Here is a 24,571-nt window from a genome sequence, read left to right on the forward strand (position 1 = left end):
TCAGGCCTCCTGGAATGTCTGGTCAAAAAACTCATTCAGCCGTAGCTGGGCAGCATCTTTGACTGCCTGAACCGGGATCTGTTCAACCAGTTCGTTAATGAATGCCATAGTCAAAAGGGTATTGGCCTCACGGCGACCAATGCCGCGGGACACCAGGTAAAACAGTGATATCTTGTCCAGTTGGCCAATGGTGGCGCCGTGGGCGCACTTGACGTCGTCCGCGTAGATTTCCAGCTCCGGCTTGGTGTCTATCTCGGCGCCGGTAGAGAGCAACAGGTTCTTGTTGTTCATGTTCGCGTTCGACTTCTGGGCATCCTCGTGGATATGGATGCGGCCATTGAAAACCGCATGGGACTCACCTGCGGCAATATTGCGATACGTCTCTTCGCTGTCGCAGTGGGCGGCCACATGTTCGATGGAGGTGTGGTTGTCATAGTGCTGCTTGCCCTGGGTTACCACCACGCCATTGAGCTTGCACTCGCCGCCTTCGCCTTCCAGGCGAACCATCAGGTCATGACGGCGCAGGGGGCCGCCGAAGCCGACACAGTGGCTCTCAAAGCGTGAATTGGCGGCCTGGCGAACACCGGTGGCGCCGATGTGCTGAACGTTTTCCCCTTCCATGACCAGGCGAACGCTGGTGACATTGGCACCATCTGCCAGCATGAATTCGGTGACCGAATTGACCATGACCGGTTCGTCACCGCTGGAGAGATATTCCTCCACCAGGGTAATCTGGCTGTGACGTGCCGCATCCACATAGATTCGCGGATAGGCAGAACCCGAGGCCGTGCCGGTCACTTCATGCACGATGAACAGGGGCTGGTCGAGCACGGCTTCCTTGTCGAGGCGGATATACAGGCCATCTTCGAAGCGAGCAGAGTTCAGCCGCGCCATCTGCACAGCCCGGGTGTCGAGGGTGTTGTCCAGGCGCTCTGCAAGGGCGGCGGCATCGTTGTCGTCAAGATCGCCGAAACGCTGAATAAGAATGCCGTCCAGGTCCGGAAAATCCGACGCTTCCGGAACCATGACACCATTACGGAAAACCACCCGGTAACCGGGCAGCGACAGGCTCAGGCCATCCTTGCCGGTTGCGGGCAGGGAAGCGGCCAGACCGTCTGTCAGCTTCAGGTGCCGGCTGGAGTACTTCCAGTTTTCGGTCTTGCGGGTCGGCAATGGCATGTCCACCAGAGCAGTGCCCCGCTGTTTGCGCAGCTCAAGCAATGGCGCAGGCAGTGAGTGCCCGCCCGGCTCAAGAAAGGCGCTGGAAAGCGTTGGTGCTGGTTTCATTCAACGGCCTCCTTAGCTGGCTGCACTGGGTGTGGCTTCTTCGTCTTTCACGCCGAGCCAGCCGTAACCGCGCTCTTCCAGCTCCAGGGCCAGTTCACGGCCGCCGGACTTGACGATCCTGCCACCGGCCAGAACGTGCACATAGTCCGGCACGATGTAATTCAGCAGGCGCTGGTAGTGAGTCACCATCAGAATGGCCCGGTCTTCCGCACGCAGGGCGTTCACGCCCTTGGAAACCACCTGCAGGGCGTCGATGTCCAGGCCGGAATCGGTCTCGTCCAGAATCGCCAGCTTGGGCTGCAGCAACAGTGCCTGGAGAATCTCGTTACGCTTCTTCTCGCCACCGGAGAAGCCTTCGTTGACGCCGCGCTTGAGGAACGCCGGGTCCAGATCCACCTGTTTGGAAACCTCGCGGGCCAGCTTCATGAACTCCGCCGCATTCATCTCCGGCTCGCCACGGTGCGTTCGCATGGCGTTGACGGCGGTACGCAGGAACTGGAGGTTGCTGACACCAGGAATCTCCACCGGGTACTGGAACGCGAGGAAGATGCCTTCACGGGCACGCTCTTCGGTTTCCAGGTCCAGCAGGTTCTCACCGTTCAGGGTGATCTCGCCCTCGGTTACCTCAAAGGTCTCATTGCCTGCAAGCACCTGGGACAGCGTACTCTTGCCCGAGCCGTTCGGGCCCATAATGGCATGAACTTCCCCGGCTTTGATTTCCAGGTTGATGCCCTTGAGGATTTCTTCGCCCTCAACGGATGCGTGCAGGTTCTTGATGCTCAGCATTTGTGGCTTCTCTCTTTTAACCGTCTGAATTCTTGCGCCTTGGGCTGACTTCCAACTGTGGAGGAGTCAGCCCTCGGGCAGGCCCTTCCGGGATACGCTGTGAATACGTCCCTGTACGCTCGAAAAAATCATCCCTGATTTTTACGATCCCGGAAGGGCCTGCCCGATGGCTTCCGCATACTTTTGTGTTTGCCGTCCGAAGTAAGACAACTCCGTCTCGGTGGACTGTTTTCTGTTGGTGCCCGCCCAAAGTCTGGGTCAGAGAGCAGGTTGGGTCTTCCGGGACCCTAAAAAACAAGGATGTTTTTTAGGAGCCTACATGGACGTATTAACGGCGTGTCCCGGAAGACCCAACCTGCTCGCTGACCTCCACCCAAACCAACGGGGCAAAGGCCGGCGAACCAAAAAGTTAACCCACAGACCCCTCAAGACTAACCTCAAGCAACTTGCCAGCCTCTACTGCGAACTCCATAGGCAGCTCCTTGAAGACCTCTTTACAGAAGCCGTTCACAATCATGGAGACTGCCTGCTCCGGGTCGATACCGCGCTGGCGGCAGAGGAACATCTGCTCGTCGCTGACCTTGGAGGTGGTCGCCTCGTGCTCAACGATGGCCGACTTGTTCTTGCTCTCGATGTACGGGAAGGTGTGGGCACCGCAGCGGTCGCCGATCAGCAGCGAGTCGCACTGGGTGTAGTTGCGCGCACCTTCCGCACCGGGGCCGAATTTCACCAGGCCGCGGTAGGCGTTGGAGCTCTTACCGGCTGAAATACCCTTGGAGATGATCGTGCTGGACGTGTTCTTGCCCAAGTGAATCATCTTGGTGCCGGTATCGGCCTGCTGGTAGTTGTTGGTCAGTGCCACCGAGTAGAACTCGCCAACACTGTTGTCACCGCGCAGTACACAGCTCGGGTACTTCCAGGTCACGGCGGAGCCGGTCTCTACCTGGGTCCAGGAGATCTTGGAGTTCTTGCCGATGGCGGCGCCACGCTTGGTAACGAAGTTGAAGATGCCGCCCTTGCCGTTCTCATCGCCCGGATACCAGTTCTGGACGGTTGAATACTTGATCTGGGCGTCGTCCAGGGCAACCAGTTCCACCACTGCCGCGTGCAGCTGGTTCTCGTCACGCATGGGGGCGGTACAGCCTTCCAGGTAGCTTACGTAGCTGCTGTCTTCGGCAATGATAAGGGTTCGCTCGAACTGGCCGGTATTCGCCGCGTTGATGCGGAAGTAGGTGGACAGTTCCATGGGGCAGCGCACACCCTTCGGCACATACACAAAGGTGCCATCGGAGAACACGGCGGAGTTCAGCCCGGCGAAGAAGTTGTCGCCAGCGGGAACGACTGAGCCCAGGTATTTTTTCACCAGCTCCGGGTAATCCTGGATGGCTTCAGAAATGGAGCAGAAGATCACCCCGGCCTTGGCCAGCGGCTCCTTGAAGGTGGTCGCTACAGAAACCGAGTCGAAGACCGCATCGACGGCCACACCCGCGAGCTTCTCGCGCTCGTGCAGGGGAATACCCAGCTTTTCATAGGTTCTGAGCAGCTCCGGATCCACTTCGTCCAGGCTCTGGGGCATGTCTTCCGGGCGCTTGGGCGCGGAGTAGTAGGAAATCGAGTTGTAGTCGATTTTCGGGTAACCCACATGGGCCCAGTCGGGCTCGTCCATTTCCAGCCAGCGACGGTAGGCTTTCAGGCGCCACTCCAGCATCCACTCCGGCTCTTTCTTGATGCCGGAAAGGCGGGCAATCACGTCTTCGTTCAGGCCGGGTTCGAACGTGTCGGATTCGATGTTTGTCACGAATCCGTGTTCGTATTCCCGTTTGATCAGCTCGTTCACCTCTTTATCGGTGGTCGCCATGATCGTCGCTCCGTATTCTCTCATCTTGGGCCTTGCGGGCCCCTGGTGTCGCCTGCAGCCTTGCGTGGGCGGCTGCCGGGCGGATGTCGTAAGTTCTGGTGTTGCAGTGGTCGTCTACCTGGTAGATACGCCCTGCAATCGGTTATTGGATGACGGATTTCAGGCTGCCCTGTTGATAATCAAGGGCAATATCCGTTTCTTCTGGTGAGTGAGTATACAATACCAGAGTAAAATAGTCAGGTATTAAATTGCATGTCCGCTGATTATACCTTAATCGGCCCTTGGGGCACTAAGGAGGTAGTAATCGGACTGATAGCCTAGCCCTCTGCAAGACTGTTGCATTTGTGCATGGCATCCGGTGGGCCTTCCTCCAGAAACACGCCGTAAACCCGTCCATGGGGGCTCGGCATTGCCATCCCTGGCAATGCACGGTTCCTGGAGGAAGACCCACCGGATGCCCGATAGCAGTTGCTTGCCTCTGCCGCTTTTGTCGGAACTGCTCCGGCTGATGGTTGCGCCGTCGAAAAACTTTACACCTTGCAGAAAAGTTGGCAGATCGGTCGGCGTAGGTGCGGTAAGGCTCTGAAGTGAATGGATTTATCTTTGAGAACTGCGTCACGCGAAAAAGTGTCAGAATTTTCTACATATTGGCCTCCGCTAAAAGTGAACTCCTGATAAAGATGATTAAAAACATGTACTTGGAGCTACTGGTTTAATATTTGCTGAACTCGCTCCCGCATTTAAGGTGCAAAACAAAAACCTCTTATGGAGTGCGAGATATGAAGTGTCTGAAATCGGCGGTGCTGGCTCTTTTGACCGCTTGTGTTGCTTTGCCCGCAAACGCTGCCATCTGGCAGATTGGTTGGGATTCGCTGGATGACGGCGGGCTTGAGCTGTTTGCGCTGTCAACGGATTCCAATGATCAGGGCAGTTATGATGACTTTGAAGCTTACCCTTCCTGGTTCCAACTGGATGATCAGAAAGTTGATTTTATTCCCGATGCTGTTGTGTATCTGGATGGCTGTTTCGATTTAGGAGGGGCAGCCGGCACCTGTAACAGTGACTGGAATGGTCTTGGCCTTGATGGCGTTGTAACGGCGCCAACCAATGGAAACTTCACGGGTTCGTACGGGAAATACACCTCCGTGAGTGTGAGCGCGGATGCCCTGGCAGCAATGGGCTACTCGGCCGGTTTGAACGAGGTGGTTCTGGACGTGTTCAGTGGCGCATACACGTGGGCCCCCCGGGATTATACGGGCCTGCCAGCTGCGAACATCACGTTGGCTTCCAGTGTGGCTTCGGTTCCTGAGCCTCAGACCCTGGCACTGTTTGCCTTGGGCCTGGCAGGCATGGGTGTCCGATACCGGAGGGCGCGAAGATAAGCGGGGCCTGATACGGGCGCCGCTGGTGCGCCCGTACCTTTTGGTTAATTCCTTCCGTAATAAATAAGCTACCCGACCGTTGGCAGAATTCTGGTCAGGTAACTGTGTTCCAGCTTTTTCGGTATGCCGGCAGGGCGAGGGATCCGCACGATGTGACCGCTTCCGGGCGCGACGTCCATGGTCTTGCCCTCTCTGTTTTCCATCGCTTGTGCCGAGAATTGCTGGTTTCCTGACGGTGTTACAAGTTCCAGCAGGTCCCCGGGGGCAAACCGGTTCTTCACATTGATGGTCAGCCAGCGGTCATCCACGTCAGTAATGGTGCCGACCACCTGCTGGCTGCCGTTCAGGGAGGAGCCCTGTTCGTAGTTCTGGTATTCCTGGGGCACGTGCCGGCGCAGGAAGCCTTCGGTGTAGCCGCGGTTGGAGAGGGCTTCGAGCTGGTCCATCAGGTTCATGTCGAAGGCTTTGCCCTGGGCAGCGTCGTCGATGGCGCGGCGGTAGGCCTGGGTGGTGCGGGCGACGTAGTAGGTGCTTTTGGTGCGGCCTTCGATTTTCAGGGAGTGGATGCCCATTTTGGTCAGCTCTGCCACGTGCTGGACGGCGCGGAGGTCTTTGGAGTTCATGATGTAGGTGCCGTGTTCGTCCTCGTAGGCGGGTATGTAGCTGCCGGCGCGGTTGGGTTCTTCCAGCAGGATTTCTTTTGGCTCTGCGGTTTGCACCCCGCTGCTGGCTGAAGTGGCGATGAGGTCGCCGGTCTGGTCGTGGCTGTGGGCTACCTCTTTGTAATTCCAGCGGCAGGCATTGGTGCAGGCGCCCTGGTTGGCGTCGCGGTGGTTCATGTAGCCGGACAGCAGGCAGCGGCCGGAGTAGGCCATGCAGAGGGCGCCATGGACGAAGACTTCCAGTTCCATGCCCGGCACTTTCTCGCGGATGTCGCGGATTTCGTCCAGGGCCAGTTCCCGGGAGAGGATGACGCGGCTGATGCCCTGTCTTCTCCAGAATTCCACCGTTGCCCAGTTCACGGCGTTGGCCTGAACGGAAAGGTGTATGGGTTGGTCTGGCCACTTTTCACGCACCAGCATGATCAGGCCGGGGTCGGACATGATAAGGGCGTCGGGCTTGTATTCCAGTACTGGTTCCAGGTCCCGGAGGTAGCTGCGAACCTTGTCGTTGTGGGGAGCGATGTTGGAAACCAGATAAAACTGCTTGCCCAGTTCGTGGGCACGGGTGATGCCTGCACCCAGGGCAGCAATATTCTTGAAACTGTTGTTCCTTACCCTCAGTGAATAGCGCGGCTGGCCGGCATAGACGGCATCAGCGCCGTAGGCAAAGGCGGTTTCAAGATGTTCGGCAGTGCCTGCTGGGGCAAGCAGTTCTGGAGTGTGCATCGGGGCTCCGGGTAAGGCGATCGGTTTGTCGGAATCTGAAAACGGGTCATCTTGCCTTACCGAATGGTTTTTTCCCTTGATGCGGCTCAAGACTGGATATGGTTATTTTCGGCTAACATGTGTACGCTGACGTCCACAGGTTCTGAATGCCTGTAGTGAAATATCAGGAGCAGGAAACATGCAATCAGATCAGATGGAGTCCATCGCGACGAAGGCACCGTTCAGTGCGCGAGTGACTTCGTTGATTGCCGGACATCTGGAACGTGGTCGGGTGGGGGTGGAAGCCGTTGCCGCCCAGCTGCACATGAGCCGGCATACGCTTCACAAAAGGCTGAAACAGGAAAACCTGACGTTTGCGGCCTTGCTGGAGGAGATCCGCCGCGAGCGCGCTCTGGCCTACCTGAACGACCGCAGCAAGTCCCTGGTGGAGATCGCGGAGCAACTGGGATTTTCGGAACTCAGCGCGTTCAGTCGCGCTTTCAAGCGCTGGATGGGAAAGTCGCCGGGGGCCTATCGCTCCATGGCGGCGTGAGGGAATCAGACACCGGGGCTGCGAATGCGCAGGCCCCGGGGCCTTTTTCCGTCGATCAGGCCTTCTTGAAGATCAGCGTGCCGTTGGTGCCGCCGAAGCCGAAGCTGTTGCTCATTACCAGGGGCAGGTCCACGTTGTCCTGCCGTTCCCGCACGATGGGATAGCCCTCGGCGCCTTCATCGAGGTTTTCGATGTTGGCGGACGGGGCGATAAAGTTCCCCCGCTGCATGATCAGGCTGTAGATGGCCTCGTGTACACCGGCGGCACCCAGGGCGTGGCCACACAGCGGCTTGGTGGAACTCAGAGGCGGTATCTTGTCGCCAAAGGTTTCCTTCAGTGCCTTCAGTTCGGTGACATCCCCGGCCGGCGTACTGGTGCCGTGGGTGTTGATGTAGCTGATGTCGCCGTCCACGTTCTTCATGGCCTGCTGCATGCAGCGAACAGCACCTTCACCGCTCGGGGCGACCATGTCAGCACCGTCCGAGGTTGCACCGAAACCGACCAGTTCAGCCAGGATATTGGCGCCGCGGGCCTCCGCGTGCTCCAGCGCTTCCAGCACCAGTATGCCGCCGCCACCGGAAATCACGAAGCCGTCCCTGTCCCTGTCGTAGGTGCGGGAGGCGGATCCGGGGGTGTCGTTGTACTTGGTGGACAGCGCACCCATGGCGTCAAACATCAGGCTAAGCGTCCAGTGGATGTCTTCGCCGCCACCGGCAAACATCACATCCTGGCGACCAAGGGCAATCAGGTCCCCGGCGTGGCCGATGGAGTGGGCGCTGGTTGCACAGGCTGAGGTGATGCCATAGTTGACGCCGGTAATACCGAAGGCCGTGGCCAGGGAAGCATTAATGGCGCTGCCCATGGTGCGCGGCACGCGGTATGGGCCAACACGGCGGATGCCCTTGGCGCGATGGGTATCAATAGCGTCCATCAGCTCCACGGTTGAGGCGCCACCAGCCCCGGTGATCACGCCGGTGGAGTTGGCGCGGATCTGCTCGTCTGTCAGCCCCGCCTGCGCAATGGCTTCTTTCATCGCCAGATAGGTATAGGCGGAAGCCGGGCACATGAACCTCATGAGCTTGCGGTCAATCAGCTCCGGCAGGTTCAGGTCGATCTGTCCGCAGACATGGCTGCGCAGGCCGTTGTCCTTGGCTTCCTGACTGAAACCAATGCCTGGAATGGATTCCCGCAGAGACCGGGTTACTTCGTCTTGATTGGTTCCTAGGCTGGAGACAATCCCCATGCCGGTAATAACAACGCGACGCATTTAATGGCTCCTAGAAGTCATCCGTAGAATTGAACATGCCAACTTTCAGGTCTTTGGCGGTGTAGATCTCGCGGCCATCCACCTCCATGCGGGCATCGGCGATTGCCATGGTCAGCTTGCGGCGAACCACTCTCTTGATGTCCAGATGGTAGCGAACCAGCTTGTTCGTTGGCAGCACCTGGCCGGTAAATTTCACCTCGCCAGCACCCAGGGCACGACCTTTTCCTTCACCGCCAGTGGCTGCCAGGAAAAAGCCCACCAGTTGCCACATGGCATCCAGGCCAAGGCAGCCGGGCATGACGGGGTCGTCGACAAAATGAACCTTGAAGAACCACAGGTCCGGGTTGATATCCAACTCGGCAACGATGCTGCCCTTGCCATAGGGCCCGTCGGTTTCGCTGAAATGGGTTATGCGATCCATCATCAGCATTTCGTCGATGGGCAGCCGCATCTTGCCTGGAAAAAGCGTGCCGTGCCCGCAGGCAATCAAATCGGCCTTGTCAAAGTGATCGGGGGTCATAGTGCCATTGTCCCTGTTACAAAATGGTTTCTTATACTTTAGCTGTTATTCCCCATATGGCTATTGACCATTGGTTGCAGTTTTCAGGAAAAGGGCCTGAAGCGGTTGATGGTCATCAAGGTGTTTTTCCGGGTTTCTGGTTATTTTTCAGGCTGATCCTGAAAGATACAAGGAGCTGCCATATGCCAGCCACGAATGAAGCCTGGGGCGAGCTGAGTCGCCAGGGCGGGCGCGTAAGTGCCAAGCTGAAGCGCAGAACAGATCACAGTCCGGCGAAGGTCTGGGCAATGCTTACCAATCCGGTAAACCTGGCCAACTGGCTGGCCCCGGGTACTGTCGAGCAGTGGCAGGGGGGAGCGGTGAAAATCGATTTCGGGCAAAGTGGTTCAGCGATTGACAGTTATGTTCGCGCGATCAGGCCGGAGCGGCTGCTGGAATACTCCTGGAGCGCGGGCAACGAGCCGCAAAGGCCGATACGCTGGAACCTGGTTCCGGACGATGAGGGAACAACGGTAGAACTGACCCTGCTGTTGCCGGACGACGATCGGGTCGCCATTTCCTGTGCCGGCTGGGACGCGCACCTGGAAATGCTGATGGCGTCGCTGGAGGGCATTCACATTCACTTCCCGGCCGATCGATTCCGTGAGGCGCGGGCCGCTTTCGATTTGATGGTGGAAGAAGAGCCGGTCACCTGACCCGCTCTTCCCGACCCTTTTCGCCCCAGGGGCTCAACCCTCCTTTCCGTCTGGCCGGGGTGACGCCAGTATCCGGGTGTAGCGTCCCAGGAACAGCCCAAAGGCAATGACCCACAGCAGCGAACTTACACCCACACCCGCGTGCCAGGGCATGGCGTCAAACGCCGTGATAACCCGGATCAGCGCGGCCAGTTGAATCATCACAAAAGCGGTCACCATGCCCCGTGGAAGGACCAGGGGGCGACCGGTATGGCCAAGCGCAACCCGGGCTATGACCCCCAGAATCAGGCAACCTACGGCGCCGGTGCCGGCCGCATGTGTCCAGGCGCTGGCAGGCCAGCCTGCCAGGATGGAGCCGGCAAGCAGTAACAGTGCGACGGGTACCCAGAGTATTGACAGGTGCAGTACCCAGAGCAATGGCTCCTTGCGGAACAGCCAGCCCTTCCAGCCGGCCAGTCGCACCAGCATCAGTGCGGCAGCGGTTATGGCCAGGATGGCCGTTATGCTCTGCCAGCCAGACACCAGTGACGCCATCAGCAATACCATGTTGAACAGGACTGCCATATCCAGGGCGGGAACCATTTTAACCTGTGTGGCGTCCAGGCCCCGCTGGCGCAGCCAGCCGGCTGAAAACGCAGGGGTGATGCGGCCGCCAATAATGCTGATCAGTGCCATGGCCATGATCAGGGCGCCGTAGCTGAAGGCTGGATCAAGCCGGGTCACAAAGCCGATCTGCATCAGCCAGAGTAGCCCGAGAACCACCAGGATCATCAGTTGCCGCTTCTGTCTGGCATGCCATACACGCCAGCCGGCATCCAGCATGACCAGGGGCAGAAAGGCAAGATTCACACCGTGGACCAGCCAGTCAGGAAGGCCAGCGCCAAATGCCAGTAACAGCCGGCCAGCGAGCCAGACGCCCCATAGCAGAACCAGGCGCAAGCCGTGAGTTCGCTCGGTTTGAGTCCATACACAGACCGCGGTCAGCAGAAAGCCGGCAATAGCAGCGGACAGGAAGCCGAAAAGCATTTCATGCTGGTGCCAGAAAAGGCCCGGCATGGCCAGTGGCAGTTGAATGGCGCCACTGACCTGGAGAACCCAGACCGGTATGGTCAGCATGGCCAGTATGGTCATGGAGAGGAAGAAAATACGAAACGGGTAGCCGAACAACTGACGGATACTTGCGCCTCCGGCAGTTTCGGCGAGGGGGACAGCCTGCATGACAGTAACTCCACTGGCGTTCAGAATATAACGTGTATATTAGATAAATGTTTGTTGGAATAACATACCCACCAGGCGGTAGTTTTGCGTACAATGCGGCTATCGATCTGATTCCCAATGGATTAATTTATGAGCACTTACCTGATTCTGAAAAGCGTCCACATGCTTGCAGCCTACCTGACCGTAGTGCTGTTCTCCCTGCGGCTGTTGCTGGATGCGGTGGGCAAACCCGACTGGCGCAAGACACCGTTACGCTGGATTCCCCATGCCAATGATACGATTCTGCTGGTGGCGGCCATCAGCCTGCTTTTCGTTACGCCCTGGATGCCCTTTGTTCACGGCTGGCTGACGGCGAAGATATTCCTGCTGGTCGGCTACATTGTGGCTGGCGTATTCGCATTGAAACAGACCCGCAGCCTGCAGGTGAGGCTGATCGCCTCTGTGCTGGCGCTGGTCCAGATCATGGCCATCTTCCACCTGGCTATCGCCAAACCCTTCTGAAGTGCCGATCCGGGGGGCTAACGCTCCCCGGACTTCCCTGATACCTGCTTCGTCAATTCCTGCAACTGTTCCTGTACCGCTTGCAACTGGCGGGCAATCTCGTCCCGCTCGTCATGGGCCTTCTGTGCCTGCTTGGCGTTCTGTTCTTCGCTCATGACCTCCAGAATTGCACCAATCATCATGTTCAGGAACACAAAGGCGGTGAGGAAGATAAACGTGAGGTAGTAGATCCAGCTCAGCGGATACTGCTCCATGGTGTCGTACATCACGTCTGTCCAGTCCTCGAAGGTGGCAATGCGGAACAGGGTCAGCATGGCAATGGATACATCACCCCAAAGGAACTCGTCCACCTTCGCAAAGAACATGGAGCCCATGGCCGCGTAGATATAGAAGATGATGAACATCAGCAGGGCGATGTAGCCCATGCGGGGAATGGCTTTGAGCAGGGAATTGATCAGGAACCGCAGTTCCGGCACCACGGAAATCAGCCGCAGCACCCGGAATACCCGCAACAGCCGGCCCAACAGGACCGCATCAGAGTTGTCCAGCGGGATAAGACTGCCAACCACAACAATGGTATCGAACAGGTTCCAGCCATCCCTCAGAAAGCGCTTTTTATCGGGGCAGGCGGCGAACCGGAACAGGATTTCCAGCAAAAAGAAAATGGTGATGGCATTGTCCATCACGGCCAGTGAACCCTCCACCAGTGGTGGCAGCTCATAGGTCTTGGCGCCAATGGTCAGCGCGGACAGGATGATGATGCCAATCACAACGCTCTGGAATATCCGGCTGGACTCAATCCGGCGCAGTTGCTCGAATCCGGTTGCAGGGCTTGTTTGGGGTGACATGAAAAACAATAGCTCCAGGCAGTTTGTGGAGCCTGAATTCTAAAGCGAGTGAGGCGGGTTGGATACACTGCACACAAAAAAGCCCCCGGATGTGCCGGGGGCAGTGATAGCGCAAGTGATCAGGACTGGGATGTGGGTTTGTTGGCGCGTCACTTCAGCGGCGGATGGCCATCTTTGAGCGGTGCGTTGCCCTTCACTGGCCGGTTCAGCGGATAGAACAACTGGGGCGAGGCCAGTTCCGGCAGGTCGGTCTTGGATTCGTGGGCCGCCCATTCAACCCTTTCCGCCGAACGGATGGCGTAGTGCATCCAGGCCAGTGCCGCAGCCACAATCACGAACATCAGCATGAAGCTGCTTTGCCAGATTCCGGTCAGGTCATTGAGGGCGCCGAACATCAGCGGCAGCAGGAAGCCCCCCAGGCCGCCTATCATGCCGACAACGCCACCGACAGCACCCACATGGGTGGGGTAGTACACCGGAATATGCTTGTACACTGCCGCCTTGCCCAGTGACATGAAGAAGCCAAGGATAAAGGTGAGAATCACGAACGGTATCAGGCCCACCTCGAGGAAAAATCGGATATCCCCGTCTATGCCGTGCACCACGTATTCGGTCGGGGGATAGCTCAGCAGGAAGGTGCAGATCACCGACGCAATGAATGTCCAGTACATGACCCGGCGGGCGCCGAAGCGGTCCGACATCCAGCCTCCGAGGATTCGGAATAACGAGGCAGGGATGGTATAGAGGGCGGCAATCATGCCAGCGGTTTTGACATTCAGCCCGTAAACGCCGATCAGGTAGTGAGGCAGCCACAAAGCCAGGGCGACAAAAGCACCGAAAACGAAGAAATAATACAGCGCAAAACGCCATACCCGCAGTTCTTTCAGCGGGGCCATCTGCTCAAGAAACGATTGCGACTGTTTACGGGCGCGTTCCTTCGCCAGGGGGTCTTCCTTGGCGAGCAGGATGAACAGGATCCCCATGACGGCAAGTACCGTTGCATAAACCTGGGCAGTGCCCTGCCAGCCGAGGGCTACCAACAGAAAAGGCGCGCCGAAATTGGTTACTGCCGCGCCCACATTCCCTGCACCGAATATCCCCAGTGCCGTACCCTGGCGCTCCCGTTCGAACCACGCGGCGGTGTAGGTCACACCCACGATGAACGAACCGCCGGCCAGACCCACGCCGAGTGCCCCCACCAGCAACATCAGGTAGCTGTTGGCAAACGTGAGCAGATACACACACGCAGAGGTGGTCAGCATCAGTACCCCGAATACCCATCGGCCGCCGTAACGATCGGTCCAGATGCCCAGGAAAAGCCGGCTGATGGAGCCGGTCAGAATCGGCGTCGCCATCAGCAGGCCCAGCTGGGTATCCGAAAGCCCGAAATCCTGGCGAATCTTGATGCCAATAATGGAAAAGATGGTCCAGACCGCAAAGCAAAGGGTGAAGGCAAACGTGGATATGCCCAGCGCCCGGTACTGTTCGTGCTTCGATACGCTGTTTTCCATGATGAATCCCCTCCCGCAGCAAGCTGCAAATACAGTTTTTTGACTGTATCCCGCCGGCCCCCCGGAGCTACTTGAACAATATCAAGAACGGCCGCTGCGCCGCGGTGGCATTGGAGGTACCCCTTCAAGGCAGGTGGAGGTACGCGTTTGCGGGCTGAAACCGGGGGAGGTGATATCGCCGCCATGTCTCTGGTGGGGTACCCGGCACTGGGTTTGATGCATATCAAGTTCCGGCAGTGGGCAATTGTGGGCTAATGCTGACAAATATTAAGCCTGCGATGGGTTCGCAGTGGCAAAACGGGTCTGGAGCTTACGATGAAAATCATGATTGCCTACGACGGTTCGAGAAATGCCAGGCTGGCCCTGGCGCAAACCATCACCATGTTTCGGGATCTGAAACCGCAGATCACCCTGGTCGCGGTGGCGGAAAACCCCCGTGACATTACCTCGGGAAATGAAGATTTCTTCCAGCAGGAAGTGGATGAGCTCAAACAGCATCTGGCAGAGGCCCTGGAGGTCTGCGCGAAAGAAGAGATTGGTGCTGAAACCCTGATGCTGGAGGGCGATGCCCGCAAGATGCTGCTGTTTGCGGCAGAGAAGAAAATCCGCCCTGACATGCTGGTGATCGCCCGCCACAGCCACGAGCCTGATGGCGGCTTCATTGCCCGATCCCTGACCTATTTCGTGGATGAGCTGGATTACATGACCTTTGGCAGTGTGAGTTCGTTTCTCGCGCGCCGGGTACAGTGCCCGTTGCTCATCCTCCCCAGCCTTTAATAACCCTTGAATAATAGCCCCGGAGGCTGAAATGAAAGTCGCAGACGTATTCCGCGTCCGCAATCCGGAAATCAGGGCACTGCACCTGACCTGGATTGCCTTCTTTATTACCTTCTATGTCTGGTTCAACATGGCGCCGCTGGCGTCCAGCATGTTGAAAAGTGTGGACTGGCTGACCAAGGATGATATCCGCCTGTTTGCCATCTGTAACGTGGCCCTGACCATTCCCGCCCGCATCATTGTGGGCATGGCCCTGGACCGGTTCGGCCCGCGCCGGGTGTTCTCGGTACTGATGGTATTGATGGCCATCCCCGCGCTGGTGTTTGCTTTCGGTACCACCATGATGCAGCTGCTGGTCAGCCGTCTGGTTCTGAGCTCCATCGGCGCCAGCTTCGTTGTTGGTATTCACATGACAGCGATGTGGTTCAAACCCCGGGATATTGGCTTCGCCGAGGGTTTCTATGCTGGCTGGGGTAACTTTGGTTCCGCTGCTGCGGCCATCTCGCTGCCCACCATTGCCCTGCATATGTATGGCGGCGAAGACGGCTGGCGTTGGGCCATTGCCCAGAGCGCCATCTTCATGGCGGCATACGGCGTTTACTACTGGTTTGCCATCACCGACGGCCCTGTGGGCACCGTTCACCGCAAGCCCCGCAAGGCCATTGCGCTGGAAGTCAGCACCTGGGGCGACATGATCAAGCTTATCCTGTGGACCATTCCTCTGGTGGGTGTACTGGCTATCCTGGTGTGGCGTATCCAGAGCATGGGATACATCGGTACCACCGGAGCGCTGATCTGCTACGGTATCATCGTTACGATCGTGATCTACCAGATCATCCAGATCCTGCGGGTGAACATTCCCATTCTCAAAAAAGGTGTGCCTGAGGACGACAAGTACCCGTTCAATAGCGTGGCGGCCCTGAACAGTACCTATTTCGCCAACTTTGGTGCCGAGCTGGCGGTGGTGTCCATGCTGCCCATGTTCTTCGAGGAAACCTGGAGCCTGAGTGCAGCTGCCGCCGGCATGATCGCAGCGTCGTTTGCGTTCGTGAATCTGCTGGCGCGTCCCATGGGTGGCATGGTCTCGGATCGCATGGGTAACCGCCGTTTCGTCATGCTGGCCTACATGTTCGGTATCTCAATCGGATTCGCGCTGATGGGCTTCATGAACTCCAGCTGGCCGCTGATCATCGCTGTTGCGATTACCGTATTCACTTCCTTCTTCGTGCAGGGGGCTGAGGGCGCCACCTTCGGCATTATTCCCTCCATCAAGCGCCGTCTGACCGGACAGATTTCCGGAATGGCCGGTGCCTACGGTAATGTCGGTGCAGTGGTGTACCTCACCATCTTCACCTTCGTTACGCCCACGCAGTTCTTCTACATCATCGCCGCAGGCGCCTTCATCAGCTGGGTTCTGTGCCTGATGTGGCTGAAAGAGCCCGAGTCTGGATTTGCGGAAGAGTACCAGGTGTCTTCTGTTGACCTTCAGATCGAAGAGGAGGAACGCCGGAAGCAGGCTTCAGCAGCGGCTGGCTAATTACCGCTGGCAAGTTGACCTGCATCAGAACCCGCCCGGAGCAATCCCGGCGGGTTTTTTGTATTCTGGTGCAGGGCATCCGTCCCGAAACTCAAGGGGAAAGCTATGGGAGTACTGGAGCGCTGGTCCGGCTGGCTCGGCGCATTGCTGGCCATTGTGGTATTGGTGGCCCTGTGGCAGATCTTCTGGCAGGACGACAGTCTGGAGGCTCGTGATATACGTGGCCGTACGCCGCTGATTGTGGCTGCGGAGGAGGGCGATGCAGAAGAGGTGCGCAGGCTGGTTGGCAAAGGCGCGCGAATCGATGCCGGTGACGACTGCAACTGGACAGCAATGATGCGGGCCGCGGCTGGCGGACACATGGATATACTGACGTATCTGCTGGATAACGGGGCGGACATCAACCATCTGGAGAAAACCGGCTATACGGCACTGATGGCGGCTGTCGTGAACAACCGCCCTGAGGCCGCCAGCGTGCTTGTCGAGCGTGGGGCCGAGCTGGATGTTCAGGAAAAAGAGAACGGCCAGACAGCGCTTATGTGGGCGGTCAGAAATCGCAATCCGGAGCTGGTGAGACTTCTGTTGTCAGCAGGGGCCGATACCGACATCGAAAACACAAAGGGGCAGACGGCAAAGGATCTGGCCCTGATGGCCAGTGCAGAAGAAGAGGGAGAAGTGATAGAGCGTGTCCGCGAAGCTCTCGGATGTGGCGGCGAACCGGAGGAGAGAGGAGAGAATCAGGACTGAAAAAACCGGCCCCTGGGGGCCGGCAAGTAGTATCTGATCGTCTTACGGTTTCATCAGGGATTCTTGATGTACGCATTCTTGCGCAGATAGAACCACCAGTTCACCACCAGGCAGACTGCGTAGAACACTGCAAATCCATACATGGCCACTTCCGGTGTGCCGGCCTGGATTTCCTGGCCCATCACCCGGGGCGCGATGAACGCACCGTAGGCGGCTACAGCAGAGGTCCAGCCAAGTACCGGGCCCTTCTGCTGCTGGTCGAAGATCACCCCGATGCTGCGGAAGGTGGAGCCGTTGCCGATACCGCTGGCAGCGAAAAGTACGATGAACAGGATCAGGAACAACGCGAAGTAGCTGTTGGGATCGGTTGAATTGTAGGCCAGCATCATCACGTAGCCGGTTGCCACAGAGGCCACCACCATGATGACCGAGATGATCTGGGTGACGATGGAGCCGCCCATCTTGTCGGAAATCCAGCCGCCCACCGGGCGGATCAGGGCGCCCACGAATGGGCCCATCCAGGCCCAGGTGAGGGCGCTCGGGGCATCGGGATTGCTGACACGGGTCATGGTTCCGTCCGCTGTCGCTTCCATCATGTTGCCGAAGATAACGCTGATGGACAGCGGCAGTGCTGCCGAGAAGCCGATGAACGAGCCGAAGGTAAGAATGTACAGCACCGTCATGGACCAGGTGTGCTTGTTGCGGAAGATGGCAAACTGTTTTTCGATGTTGGGTTTGATATCCCCGGGGATGAGACGCAGCAGCACCAGTGTGAGGACAATGGTCAGCGGCAAAGCGACCCACATATTCAGGATATCCAGGGCCCAGACACCGGCCACGGAGGTCAGGATACCGACCCCGTAAAGGCCGAGAATCTTGCCGAAGGCGGAGGCCGGGCTACCTGGGTTGGGCGTCACCACCTTGAGGTTGTTCATGCCAAACCAGCCCGCGAAGGCCAGTGGAACGAGGAACACCAGCCAGATAAAGCCGGCGTTCTGGATCCAGGTCTCGGTGCCCGCTTCAATTCGTCCGATCAGGGTTCCGCTGGAGCTTTCCAGCTCCATGGGCCCACCGGCGACTGCGCCAAAAATACCGACTGTCATCACCAATGGAATCAGGATCTGCATGGTGGTAACGCCGAAGTTACCCAGCCCGGCGTTCATGCCCAGACCAAAACCCTGTTTGCTTTTCGGGTAGAAGGCACTGATGTTGCTCATGGAGCACGCAAAGTTGCCGCCGCCTATCCCGGACAGCAGCGCCAGCGCCTGGAAGACAATGAACGGAGTGTCCGGGTTCATCAGTGCAATGCCGGTGCCCAGGGCTGGAATCATCAGCAGGGCAGTGGTCAGGAATACCGTATTGCGGCCGCCGGCAATCTTGATCATGAAGGACGCGGGGATTCGCAGGGTGGCGCCCGAAAGCCCGGCAATGGCGCTCAGGGTGAATAGTTGATCAACCGAGAAAGGAAAGCCCAGGTTTTTCATCTGGGTGGTGATCATCCCCCACATCAACCAGACCGCAAAGCCCATCAGCAGGCTGGGGATGGAAATCCACAGGTTGCGGGAGGCGATGCGCTTGCCTTCCTTTTCCCAGAACTCCTCGTTTTCGACATCCCAGTGTTCGATGTCGGCGTTGGTTTTGGCCATAGTGACTGCTCCTTGAGTTGCTGACCCCGAGCCACGCAAACGGTGGCGCTTGGGCTATGGGAGCTATTCTGCAAAGGGGAGGTGCCTGGTAATCATGACAAATATCAAGGACAAAGTCGCAGGATCCTTTGCCGGATTTCCGGTGCTTCAGTAGCCTGTGATCGGCTCTATAAAGTCTTTTAAAAACAGTTGCTTGAGGTGGTGATACAACTGAGGGAGTAGTTGGTCGGACCCTGTGGCGCAGTGGAGGTAGCTCCTCATTTCCGGCGCTTCTGGTCGTGACGAAACAGCATGACAAGCTGTATTGCGACCAGGCCATAAGCCGTTGACCAGCACACTGCCGATATCCAGAGCAGTTCAGGATGCGCGAACGCGGTGTCGCCCGCCTGAAATCTCGCCAGCACCGCAATTGCCATGGCGACCGCCGTGCCCAGGACTTGCCAGGCGGGAGGAAAGGTGCGCCTGGCCCTTTGCCAGGCCAGCCTCAGCATAACGCTGACGGAAAGGGTGCCAAGAGCGCCAATGGTAATGACATGCAACGCTGGCAGCAGCGCGGTGCCCTGCAGAAGACCGGCAGCTGTGGCAGCAGCCCCCACCGCCAGCCAGAGGTAGCCGAGGGCCAGAACCAGCAGATCCGGCCGATCCCCGCAGTGCCAGAGCTTCCAGCGTATGGCACGGATTATGATCAGAATGGCAGCGCATCCAAGGGCAAGGCCGGTGGCCGGATCCGCAGGCGGAATAAGCGACAGCAGCAATGCCACTGGCAGAATCAGCAGGAGTCCTCCCTCGATCCGTGGTTGCACTCTTGCTTCCAGGGGAATACCGCGCTTTTCCAGGGTACCTGCCACGGCCGGGGCTATGATTCTGCCACCCATGAAGGCCATCAGCAGTAACAGACCAATAATTGCAGCAATCAATACGCGACGGGTGTCGGCCACTGCAAGTGTGATATCGAGGGGGGCGTCAGCAACCAACCAGTAGGCCAGCGACAGCAGGCACAGAACCAGTATCAACGGGCCGGCAATCCGGTTACGCCATTTCTTGGCGGCCTGGAATCGCGGCACGACATGGCGGGCGAGTAACAGGGCGAAGGCCGGGCTCAGTAACTGGGATATCAGGTTCTCGGGTGCCACGGCCCAGCAAAAGCGGGCGACAAGCCAGAGCAGGAATAGCGGGCCCAGCACACGCCAGGGCTGGGGGCCGAGGGTATAACCGGCAATCAGTGCCAGGCTGAAGCCGAAGATCAGCTCGTGGCCATGGCCGGCTCCTGCGAGTCCCGCTGGCCAGCCGCTGCCCGAAAGAGTGCTGTATATGGATAAGGGCACGGCAAGGGCTGCCAGCATCGAAGCGGCGGGAAAGAAAAGCCAGAACGAATGAATGTTTTTACGGGGCCTGGCCGGGTTGTCTGAAGTCATCTCGTGTCCTTGACCCTCGCCTGCCCCGGTACTATCAATGAAAATACATGGGCCACATTTTGAAGGTGGATTATGAATATTTCAAATATTGTCCGTCTGCCGTTTTCCGGCAATGGTGCCTGGGCCGAGTTACGTAGCTATAACCTGTCTATCCCGTTTCTTGCCTGGGTGATCGTAGTCCCGATGTCCTTTTTGCCACCGGTGCTGCTCTACTACGCGGGGACGCATTATGGAGACAGCTTTATACAGGGGTTTGGTGGCAAGGAATGGCGCTTCATTACCACGATCCTGTTTCTGGCCGAACTGCTGACGTTCTTTGTCATGGGATGGCTGATTCAGGCAGTGCTGGATGGCCATAAACTGAAAATCAGTTATCAGGATGCCTATCTTCTGGCGGCCATAGCCCCGCTGCCGCTCTGGCTGTCATCGCTGGCCCTGCTGGTTCCGGTGCTGGCGGTAAGCGTCGTTGCGGTGTTTGCCGGACTGTTCCTGTCCTGTGCACTGGTATACCAGGGGGTGCGATCCCTGTGTCATCTCAGTGACAATGATGTCGTGGCCATGTCGGCCACCTACACGATCATGGCTGCATCCGTGCTGGCATGGGGTGTACTGATGGGGTTGGTCTGGGCATTCTGATCAGGCGGCGTGTGGAAGCACGCCATAATAGATGGCACTGAAGTGCAGGGCACTGCCACCGATCACGAACAGGTGCCAGATGGCATGCATGTAGGGAATGCGATCGGCCAGGTAGAAAACCACTCCGGCGGTATAGACCACGCCGCCGGCAATGGTGAGGTACAACGCTGTTTCACTCAGGTTTGCCACCAGGTCTGATGAGGCAAATGTGATCAGCCAGCCCATTGCAATGTAAATCCCCACCCTCGCAAGTTTGAACCGGTTTCGGAAGATAACCTTGAGCACCACGCCGGTAATGGCCAGGGACCAGATAATGGCAAACAGGGTCCAGCCGGTGGTACCCCGCATATTGACCAGCAGAAACGGTGTATAGGTGCCAGCGATCAGCAGGAAGATGGCGCAGTGGTCGAGGGTTTTGAATATCGCTCGCAGCCTCGGATGCCGGGCACCGTGATAAAGCGCTGAAGACAGGTAGAGCAGTATCAGCGATGCGCCGAAAATGCTGAAGCTTACAATTTTCCACATGTCGCCCGACTGGCTGGCTGCCATGATCAGGGCGGCAGTTCCGATAACGCTGAGAATGGCGCCCAGCCCGTGGCTGGCGCTGTTCAGCCATTCCTCTATGCGGTGGTGAGCAGATTCCGTGGCGGAGCCGGTCGCTTTCATCAACGTGTTTCCCCTGTCAGTCATGACGCTACGGTACTTCAGCGTACACGTGTACGCAATGGCAGAAATGTGACAGGCCCGTGAGATTGATCAGAAATTCTGAACAAGCCGGATGAAATCTTCCGGTTTTTCGATATCCGGCCAGAGAGTAGGCTTTAACCATCAATCAACTGCAACAGGCAGGAGGCTCTGGGCTATGGCAAAAGTTCTTGTTCTTTATTACTCCATGTACGGCCACATCGAAACCATGGCCAACACCGTCGCCGAGGGCGCGAAGGGTGTTGCCGGCGCTGAGGTCACCGTCAAACGTGTTCCGGAGACCATGCCGGAAGACGCATTCAAGGGCGCGGGCGGAAAAACCGACCAGGGCGCGCCGGTAGCCGATCCGAAAGAGCTGGCTGACTACGATGCTGTGATCTTCGGCACCCCGACGCGGTTTGGCAACATGGCCGGCCAGATGCGTACATTCCTGGATCAGACGGGAGGACTCTGGGCCGGTGGTAAACTCCACGGCAAGGTCGCCAGTGTGTTCACCTCAACCGGAACCGGAGGCGGGCAGGAGCACACCATCAGCTCGTTCTGGACCACGCTGGCCCATCACGGCATGGTGATTGTGCCGCTGGGTTATGGCATCCCGGAGTTTTTCGATATTTCAGAAATGAACGGTGGCACACCTTATGGTGCCTCCACCATCGCAGGCGGCGATGGCTCCCGCCAGCCAAGCAAGAAAGAACTGACCATCGCCCGCTACCAGGGCAAACATGTGGCTGAACTGGCCGTCAAACTGCACGGCTGAAAGCTAAGCATTTCGAGAGCGTTGAGCGTTTTGTTGGGTAACCCGCTATAGCTGGTTGCCCTTTTTTGTGCCTGTTTTCAGTCGTGAGAAGGTTGCCGGTACAACACCCAGCCACGACGCCAGCTGGTTGTCTGGCACTCTCTTCACCAGTTCGGGATATTCCTCCAACAGTAACAGGTATCGCTCCCGGGCAGACATGGTGTGTTTGCGGAATTCCCGCATGCTGGTCAGTTCTGCTATTTCTTCTGTCAGCACCAGGGCGAAACGCGGCCAGAGTCCTTCTCCGTGAGACTGGATCGCGGACCGGAAGGCTGCGAAGTCGGCGACCCACAGTGTAGCCGGAGTGCTGGCTGTCAGGCACAGTGTGTTACGCACTGTACGGCTGCGCCCGAAAACCGGCCAGACCATGTCGCCCTCGGCAAAGAAATGATGCACGGAGACCCTGCCATTAGGTGCTTCCCGGAACAGTCGCATAATGCCGTACTGAATCAGATAAACGTTTGCCCAGGGGGTGTCATGTTTCTCCAGAGTGGTTTCGGCGTCCACCCTGCGTTGGTGGAACAGTCGGGCCAGGTCTGCCAGAAACCGTGCATCCGGATCCTTTTCGTGGCCTGCGAGACGAATACCGAATATTCGGCTCAGTCCGTTAAGCAGGGCCGTCGATTCAGGTGCGGAGTCTTGCTGGATGATGTCATGATTGTTTTCTCCCAGCATGCAAGGTGCAGAGGATACGTTTGGCCTGAGGACGCTACTCATGGTGTTGACCCTGTTATAAGTGTCAGGCCAATTATTGTATCAAAAAAACATCTTTTTAAATGACTTAAATCATTAAGACTTACAGGGGGGGATCAATAAAAGCGTAGAGCGTCCGATAATGCTAGACTCTGCAGCTTTATCCTGGCCTGCCTACTGTTTCAACGGAGCTTTCATGGCTGCCGCATTCGCCCTGTTTCTCAAGCTGATTCCGCTCTACGTGACGGTAGCGCTGGGGTGGCTCGCCCGCCGCTATCTGGAGGCCAGCGGCAAGCATATTGCGGGGATCATGCTCTATATCATGACGCCGTCGGTGGTGTTCTCGGGTGTGATGGCAGCGCCGCTGTCCACGGAGGTTATCCTGCTTCCGGTGCTGACATTCGGCTTGTGCACGGTTATTGGCGTGGCGCACCTCTGGCTGGCACGGCGCTTTATCACTGATGGCAGTGCCAGCCTGATGCCGTTGTCCGTCGGCACCGGCAATACTGGCTACTTCGGCATCCCGGTGGCGCTGTTGCTGTTCGGGCAGGATGGACTGGCGCTCTACATTGTCTGCATGCTCGGTACCACCCTGTTCGAGAATTCCGTGGGCTTTTACCTGGCGGCGCGGGGCCGGTACAGCCTGAAGGATTCGCTGGTGCGGGTGGCAAGGTTGCCGTCGGTTTATGCTTTCGGGCTGGCGGTCATGCTGAACCTTTCCGGTTTCAGCATTCCCGATGTCTTTACCCCGCTGTTTGATAACCTGCGTGGTGCCTACAGCGTCCTGGGTATGATGATTATCGGCATGGGCATTGTCAGTTTGCGCGGGCTGGCGGGTAACCCGCGCTTCACCGGGCTGGCCTTCTTCGGCAAGTTCGTGTCCTGGCCGTTGGTGGCCCTGGCCTTCTGGTGGCTGGATGCCAGCGTTTTCGGTATCTACCACCTGGCGGTCTATCAGGCCATTTTCCTGATTTCCATCACCCCCATTGCCGCCAATACCGTGGTAATTGCCACCCTGCTGGATACCGCACCGAAACAGGCGGCGGGAACGGCGTTGCTCAGTACCTTGTTTGCCCTGGCTTTCATTCCTGTGATGGTGGCACTGGTTCTGCCATAAACGCCTGACTGTCGAGCTCCGCACGCGCCCCCCGGATATCCCGGTGGGCATGTCGCACCACGCTGATGCCCGCAGTAATTGCCAGGCCGCCCATAACCCCGGCTACGGCCAGGTCCGGCCAGGCGCTACCGGTGCCGAATACTCCCAGGGCAGCCACCATGACGGCAATGTTACTGATGGCATCGTTGCGACTACACAGCCATACCGAGCGCATATCCGAGTCACCCTCCCGGAACCTGAACAACATGAGCGCCACGCCGACGTTGGCCACCAGCGCCAGGAAGCCGACGGCCCCCATGGTCATCGCTTCCGGGGTAATACCGCTTTGCATCACCCAGATTGCGCGGCCCAACACGGCAATGCCGAACACGGTCATGGTAATGCCTTTCACCATGGCGGCCCGGCCACGCCAGAGCATGCCCATGGAAAGTACCGACAGTGACAGGAGGTAGTTGGCGCTGTCGCCGAAGAAGTCGATGGCATCCGCCATCAGTGACACGGACCCGGACTGAAGGCTGGCAAAGCCCTCCACCAGGAACATTGAAAGATTGACCCAAAGTGCAATCCAAAGGGCTTTGCGAAAGCCCGGTGCGGGTGATTTGGGTTCGGGGGCAGAACAGCTGCTACACGCCATGAATACCTCCTGTTATCAGAACGCATTCATTAAAAACCCTGTAGCAACTACAGAGTCAACGTGGTCCAGGCAAGA

At 57.8% G+C, this 24,571-nt stretch carries 24 protein-coding genes; 10 read left to right on the forward strand and 14 right to left on the reverse strand.

The features are described from left to right. The 3 genes from sufD to sufB form a co-directional block, all read right to left on the reverse strand. Positions 1-1,287 (reverse strand): Fe-S cluster assembly protein SufD, encoded by a 1,287-nt coding sequence (gene sufD, locus HLUCCO03_RS01920; RefSeq protein ID WP_027833135.1) that lies wholly within the window; start codon positions 1,285-1,287, stop codon positions 1-3. Between the two features lie 12 nt (positions 1,288-1,299). Then, positions 1,300-2,073 carry a Fe-S cluster assembly ATPase SufC gene (gene sufC / locus HLUCCO03_RS01925; protein ID WP_027833134.1) on the reverse strand — a complete coding sequence of 258 codons (774 nt, stop codon included), beginning with the start codon at positions 2,071-2,073 and terminating at the stop codon, positions 1,300-1,302. A gap of 409 nt (positions 2,074-2,482) precedes the next feature. Continuing rightward, positions 2,483-3,931, reverse strand: coding sequence for a Fe-S cluster assembly protein SufB (gene sufB / locus HLUCCO03_RS01930; RefSeq protein ID WP_027833133.1), 1,449 nt, complete (start codon positions 3,929-3,931; stop codon positions 2,483-2,485). Positions 3,932-4,710: 779 nt separating this feature from the next. On the opposite strand from sufB, the gene HLUCCO03_RS01935 reads away from it, so the two are divergent. Beyond that, complete coding sequence (locus tag HLUCCO03_RS01935; protein WP_027833132.1) at positions 4,711-5,313, forward strand: PEP-CTERM sorting domain-containing protein; 603 nt, start codon at positions 4,711-4,713, stop codon at positions 5,311-5,313. A 68-nt stretch (positions 5,314-5,381) separates the two neighbouring features. Here HLUCCO03_RS01935 and yegQ read toward each other — a convergent pair whose 3' ends face one another. Beyond that, on the reverse strand, positions 5,382-6,701 hold the full coding sequence (gene yegQ / locus HLUCCO03_RS01940; RefSeq protein WP_027833131.1) for a tRNA 5-hydroxyuridine modification protein YegQ: 1,320 nt from the start codon (positions 6,699-6,701) through the stop codon (positions 5,382-5,384). A 178-nt stretch (positions 6,702-6,879) separates the two neighbouring features. On the opposite strand from yegQ, the gene HLUCCO03_RS01945 reads away from it, so the two are divergent. Continuing rightward, the gene (locus tag HLUCCO03_RS01945; protein WP_027833130.1) at positions 6,880-7,233 is read left to right on the forward strand and encodes a helix-turn-helix transcriptional regulator; all 354 of its coding nucleotides are present in this window, start codon (positions 6,880-6,882) and stop codon (positions 7,231-7,233) included. Between the two features lie 55 nt (positions 7,234-7,288). Here the strand turns inward: HLUCCO03_RS01945 and fabB are convergent, their stop codons facing one another. Beyond that, entirely contained in the window at positions 7,289-8,500 is a 1,212-nt protein-coding gene (gene fabB, locus HLUCCO03_RS01950) for a beta-ketoacyl-ACP synthase I (RefSeq protein WP_027833129.1), read from the reverse strand. A 10-nt stretch (positions 8,501-8,510) separates the two neighbouring features. Then, a complete protein-coding gene (fabA, locus tag HLUCCO03_RS01955; protein ID WP_027833128.1) occupies positions 8,511-9,020 on the reverse strand; it encodes a bifunctional 3-hydroxydecanoyl-ACP dehydratase/trans-2-decenoyl-ACP isomerase in 510 nt (169 codons plus the stop codon). 182 nt (positions 9,021-9,202) lie between these two features. Here fabA and HLUCCO03_RS01960 point away from each other — a divergent pair, with 182 nt between their 5' ends. After that, positions 9,203-9,715: an SRPBCC domain-containing protein gene (locus HLUCCO03_RS01960; RefSeq protein WP_027833127.1), complete on the forward strand. Its 513-nt coding sequence runs from the start codon at positions 9,203-9,205 to the stop codon at positions 9,713-9,715. A gap of 33 nt (positions 9,716-9,748) precedes the next feature. Here the strand turns inward: HLUCCO03_RS01960 and HLUCCO03_RS01965 are convergent, their stop codons facing one another. Further along, the gene (locus tag HLUCCO03_RS01965; RefSeq protein WP_027833126.1) at positions 9,749-10,933 is read right to left on the reverse strand and encodes an NnrS family protein; all 1,185 of its coding nucleotides are present in this window, start codon (positions 10,931-10,933) and stop codon (positions 9,749-9,751) included. Positions 10,934-11,062: 129 nt separating this feature from the next. Here HLUCCO03_RS01965 and HLUCCO03_RS01970 point away from each other — a divergent pair, with 129 nt between their 5' ends. After that, positions 11,063-11,434: a SirB2 family protein gene (locus HLUCCO03_RS01970; protein WP_027833125.1), complete on the forward strand. Its 372-nt coding sequence runs from the start codon at positions 11,063-11,065 to the stop codon at positions 11,432-11,434. Between the two features lie 17 nt (positions 11,435-11,451). Here HLUCCO03_RS01970 and HLUCCO03_RS01975 read toward each other — a convergent pair whose 3' ends face one another. After that, entirely contained in the window at positions 11,452-12,282 is an 831-nt protein-coding gene (locus tag HLUCCO03_RS01975) for an ion transporter (RefSeq protein ID WP_027833124.1), read from the reverse strand. Between the two features lie 149 nt (positions 12,283-12,431). Beyond that, positions 12,432-13,793 carry a nitrate/nitrite transporter gene (locus HLUCCO03_RS01980; RefSeq protein WP_027833123.1) on the reverse strand — a complete coding sequence of 454 codons (1,362 nt, stop codon included), beginning with the start codon at positions 13,791-13,793 and terminating at the stop codon, positions 12,432-12,434. A 315-nt stretch (positions 13,794-14,108) separates the two neighbouring features. Between HLUCCO03_RS01980 and HLUCCO03_RS01985 the strand changes: the two genes are divergently transcribed. From HLUCCO03_RS01985 to HLUCCO03_RS01995, 3 genes are all read left to right on the forward strand, one after another. Further along, entirely contained in the window at positions 14,109-14,570 is a 462-nt protein-coding gene (locus tag HLUCCO03_RS01985) for a universal stress protein (RefSeq protein ID WP_027833122.1), read from the forward strand. A gap of 31 nt (positions 14,571-14,601) precedes the next feature. Further along, positions 14,602-16,107, forward strand: a complete 1,506-nt coding sequence (locus tag HLUCCO03_RS01990; protein ID WP_027833121.1) for an MFS transporter — start codon at positions 14,602-14,604, stop codon at positions 16,105-16,107. 105 nt (positions 16,108-16,212) lie between these two features. Continuing rightward, positions 16,213-16,854: an ankyrin repeat domain-containing protein gene (locus HLUCCO03_RS01995; RefSeq protein ID WP_027833120.1), complete on the forward strand. Its 642-nt coding sequence runs from the start codon at positions 16,213-16,215 to the stop codon at positions 16,852-16,854. A 53-nt stretch (positions 16,855-16,907) separates the two neighbouring features. Here the strand turns inward: HLUCCO03_RS01995 and HLUCCO03_RS02000 are convergent, their stop codons facing one another. Both HLUCCO03_RS02000 and HLUCCO03_RS02005 read right to left on the reverse strand, forming a co-directional pair. Further along, positions 16,908-18,500 carry an antiporter gene (locus HLUCCO03_RS02000; RefSeq protein ID WP_027833119.1) on the reverse strand — a complete coding sequence of 531 codons (1,593 nt, stop codon included), beginning with the start codon at positions 18,498-18,500 and terminating at the stop codon, positions 16,908-16,910. Positions 18,501-18,757: 257 nt separating this feature from the next. Next, entirely contained in the window at positions 18,758-19,915 is a 1,158-nt protein-coding gene (locus HLUCCO03_RS02005; protein WP_051603936.1) for an NnrS family protein, read from the reverse strand. A gap of 72 nt (positions 19,916-19,987) precedes the next feature. On the opposite strand from HLUCCO03_RS02005, the gene HLUCCO03_RS02010 reads away from it, so the two are divergent. After that, complete coding sequence (locus HLUCCO03_RS02010; protein ID WP_027833117.1) at positions 19,988-20,551, forward strand: Yip1 family protein; 564 nt, start codon at positions 19,988-19,990, stop codon at positions 20,549-20,551. Here HLUCCO03_RS02010 and HLUCCO03_RS02015 read toward each other — a convergent pair whose 3' ends face one another. Continuing rightward, positions 20,552-21,217: a hemolysin III family protein gene (locus HLUCCO03_RS02015; protein WP_051603935.1), complete on the reverse strand. Its 666-nt coding sequence runs from the start codon at positions 21,215-21,217 to the stop codon at positions 20,552-20,554. Positions 21,218-21,413: 196 nt separating this feature from the next. Here HLUCCO03_RS02015 and wrbA point away from each other — a divergent pair, with 196 nt between their 5' ends. Continuing rightward, positions 21,414-22,013: an NAD(P)H:quinone oxidoreductase gene (gene wrbA / locus HLUCCO03_RS02020; RefSeq protein ID WP_027833115.1), complete on the forward strand. Its 600-nt coding sequence runs from the start codon at positions 21,414-21,416 to the stop codon at positions 22,011-22,013. A gap of 45 nt (positions 22,014-22,058) precedes the next feature. Here the strand turns inward: wrbA and HLUCCO03_RS02025 are convergent, their stop codons facing one another. Further along, positions 22,059-22,769: a Crp/Fnr family transcriptional regulator gene (locus HLUCCO03_RS02025; protein WP_027833114.1), complete on the reverse strand. Its 711-nt coding sequence runs from the start codon at positions 22,767-22,769 to the stop codon at positions 22,059-22,061. A 172-nt stretch (positions 22,770-22,941) separates the two neighbouring features. On the opposite strand from HLUCCO03_RS02025, the gene HLUCCO03_RS02030 reads away from it, so the two are divergent. Continuing rightward, positions 22,942-23,862 (forward strand): AEC family transporter, encoded by a 921-nt coding sequence (locus HLUCCO03_RS02030; RefSeq protein WP_027833113.1) that lies wholly within the window; start codon positions 22,942-22,944, stop codon positions 23,860-23,862. Here HLUCCO03_RS02030 and HLUCCO03_RS02035 read toward each other — a convergent pair. After that, positions 23,828-24,496: a cation diffusion facilitator family transporter gene (locus tag HLUCCO03_RS02035; RefSeq protein ID WP_036197710.1), complete on the reverse strand. Its 669-nt coding sequence runs from the start codon at positions 24,494-24,496 to the stop codon at positions 23,828-23,830. The genes HLUCCO03_RS02030 and HLUCCO03_RS02035 overlap by 35 nt on opposite strands. Positions 24,497-24,571 lie beyond the last annotated feature (75 nt).

Origin of the sequence: Marinobacter sp. HL-58, assembly GCF_001314605.1 — a bacterium.
Classification (GTDB): Bacteria; Pseudomonadota; Gammaproteobacteria; order Pseudomonadales; family Oleiphilaceae; genus Marinobacter.

Excerpts from the sequence above, each read along its gene's own strand:
- fabA (WP_027833128.1), bottom strand. The coding sequence starts at position 9,020 with ATGACCCCCGATCACTTTGACAAGGCCGATTTGATTGCCTGCGGGCAC.
- HLUCCO03_RS02035 (WP_036197710.1), bottom strand. The coding sequence starts at position 24,496 with ATGGCGTGTAGCAGCTGTTCTGCCCCCGAACCCAAATCACCCGCACCG.
- HLUCCO03_RS01975 (WP_027833124.1), bottom strand. The coding sequence starts at position 12,282 with ATGTCACCCCAAACAAGCCCTGCAACCGGATTCGAGCAACTGCGCCGG.
- HLUCCO03_RS01980 (WP_027833123.1), bottom strand. The coding sequence starts at position 13,793 with ATGGAAAACAGCGTATCGAAGCACGAACAGTACCGGGCGCTGGGCATA.
- HLUCCO03_RS01965 (WP_027833126.1), bottom strand. The coding sequence starts at position 10,933 with ATGCAGGCTGTCCCCCTCGCCGAAACTGCCGGAGGCGCAAGTATCCGT.
- HLUCCO03_RS02010 (WP_027833117.1), top strand. The coding sequence starts at position 19,988 with ATGAATATTTCAAATATTGTCCGTCTGCCGTTTTCCGGCAATGGTGCC.
- wrbA (WP_027833115.1), top strand. The coding sequence starts at position 21,414 with ATGGCAAAAGTTCTTGTTCTTTATTACTCCATGTACGGCCACATCGAA.
- sufB (WP_027833133.1), bottom strand. The coding sequence starts at position 3,931 with ATGGCGACCACCGATAAAGAGGTGAACGAGCTGATCAAACGGGAATAC.
- HLUCCO03_RS01945 (WP_027833130.1), top strand. The coding sequence starts at position 6,880 with ATGCAATCAGATCAGATGGAGTCCATCGCGACGAAGGCACCGTTCAGT.
- HLUCCO03_RS01990 (WP_027833121.1), top strand. The coding sequence starts at position 14,602 with ATGAAAGTCGCAGACGTATTCCGCGTCCGCAATCCGGAAATCAGGGCA.
- HLUCCO03_RS01995 (WP_027833120.1), top strand. The coding sequence starts at position 16,213 with ATGGGAGTACTGGAGCGCTGGTCCGGCTGGCTCGGCGCATTGCTGGCC.
- yegQ (WP_027833131.1), bottom strand. The coding sequence starts at position 6,701 with ATGCACACTCCAGAACTGCTTGCCCCAGCAGGCACTGCCGAACATCTT.
- fabB (WP_027833129.1), bottom strand. The coding sequence starts at position 8,500 with ATGCGTCGCGTTGTTATTACCGGCATGGGGATTGTCTCCAGCCTAGGA.
- HLUCCO03_RS01935 (WP_027833132.1), top strand. The coding sequence starts at position 4,711 with ATGAAGTGTCTGAAATCGGCGGTGCTGGCTCTTTTGACCGCTTGTGTT.
- sufC (WP_027833134.1), bottom strand. The coding sequence starts at position 2,073 with ATGCTGAGCATCAAGAACCTGCACGCATCCGTTGAGGGCGAAGAAATC.
- HLUCCO03_RS02005 (WP_051603936.1), bottom strand. The coding sequence starts at position 19,915 with ATGACTTCAGACAACCCGGCCAGGCCCCGTAAAAACATTCATTCGTTC.
- HLUCCO03_RS02030 (WP_027833113.1), top strand. The coding sequence starts at position 22,942 with ATGGCTGCCGCATTCGCCCTGTTTCTCAAGCTGATTCCGCTCTACGTG.
- HLUCCO03_RS02015 (WP_051603935.1), bottom strand. The coding sequence starts at position 21,217 with ATGAAAGCGACCGGCTCCGCCACGGAATCTGCTCACCACCGCATAGAG.
- HLUCCO03_RS01985 (WP_027833122.1), top strand. The coding sequence starts at position 14,109 with ATGAAAATCATGATTGCCTACGACGGTTCGAGAAATGCCAGGCTGGCC.
- HLUCCO03_RS02025 (WP_027833114.1), bottom strand. The coding sequence starts at position 22,769 with ATGAGTAGCGTCCTCAGGCCAAACGTATCCTCTGCACCTTGCATGCTG.
- HLUCCO03_RS01970 (WP_027833125.1), top strand. The coding sequence starts at position 11,063 with ATGAGCACTTACCTGATTCTGAAAAGCGTCCACATGCTTGCAGCCTAC.
- HLUCCO03_RS01960 (WP_027833127.1), top strand. The coding sequence starts at position 9,203 with ATGCCAGCCACGAATGAAGCCTGGGGCGAGCTGAGTCGCCAGGGCGGG.
- HLUCCO03_RS02000 (WP_027833119.1), bottom strand. The coding sequence starts at position 18,500 with ATGGCCAAAACCAACGCCGACATCGAACACTGGGATGTCGAAAACGAG.
- sufD (WP_027833135.1), bottom strand. The coding sequence starts at position 1,287 with ATGAAACCAGCACCAACGCTTTCCAGCGCCTTTCTTGAGCCGGGCGGG.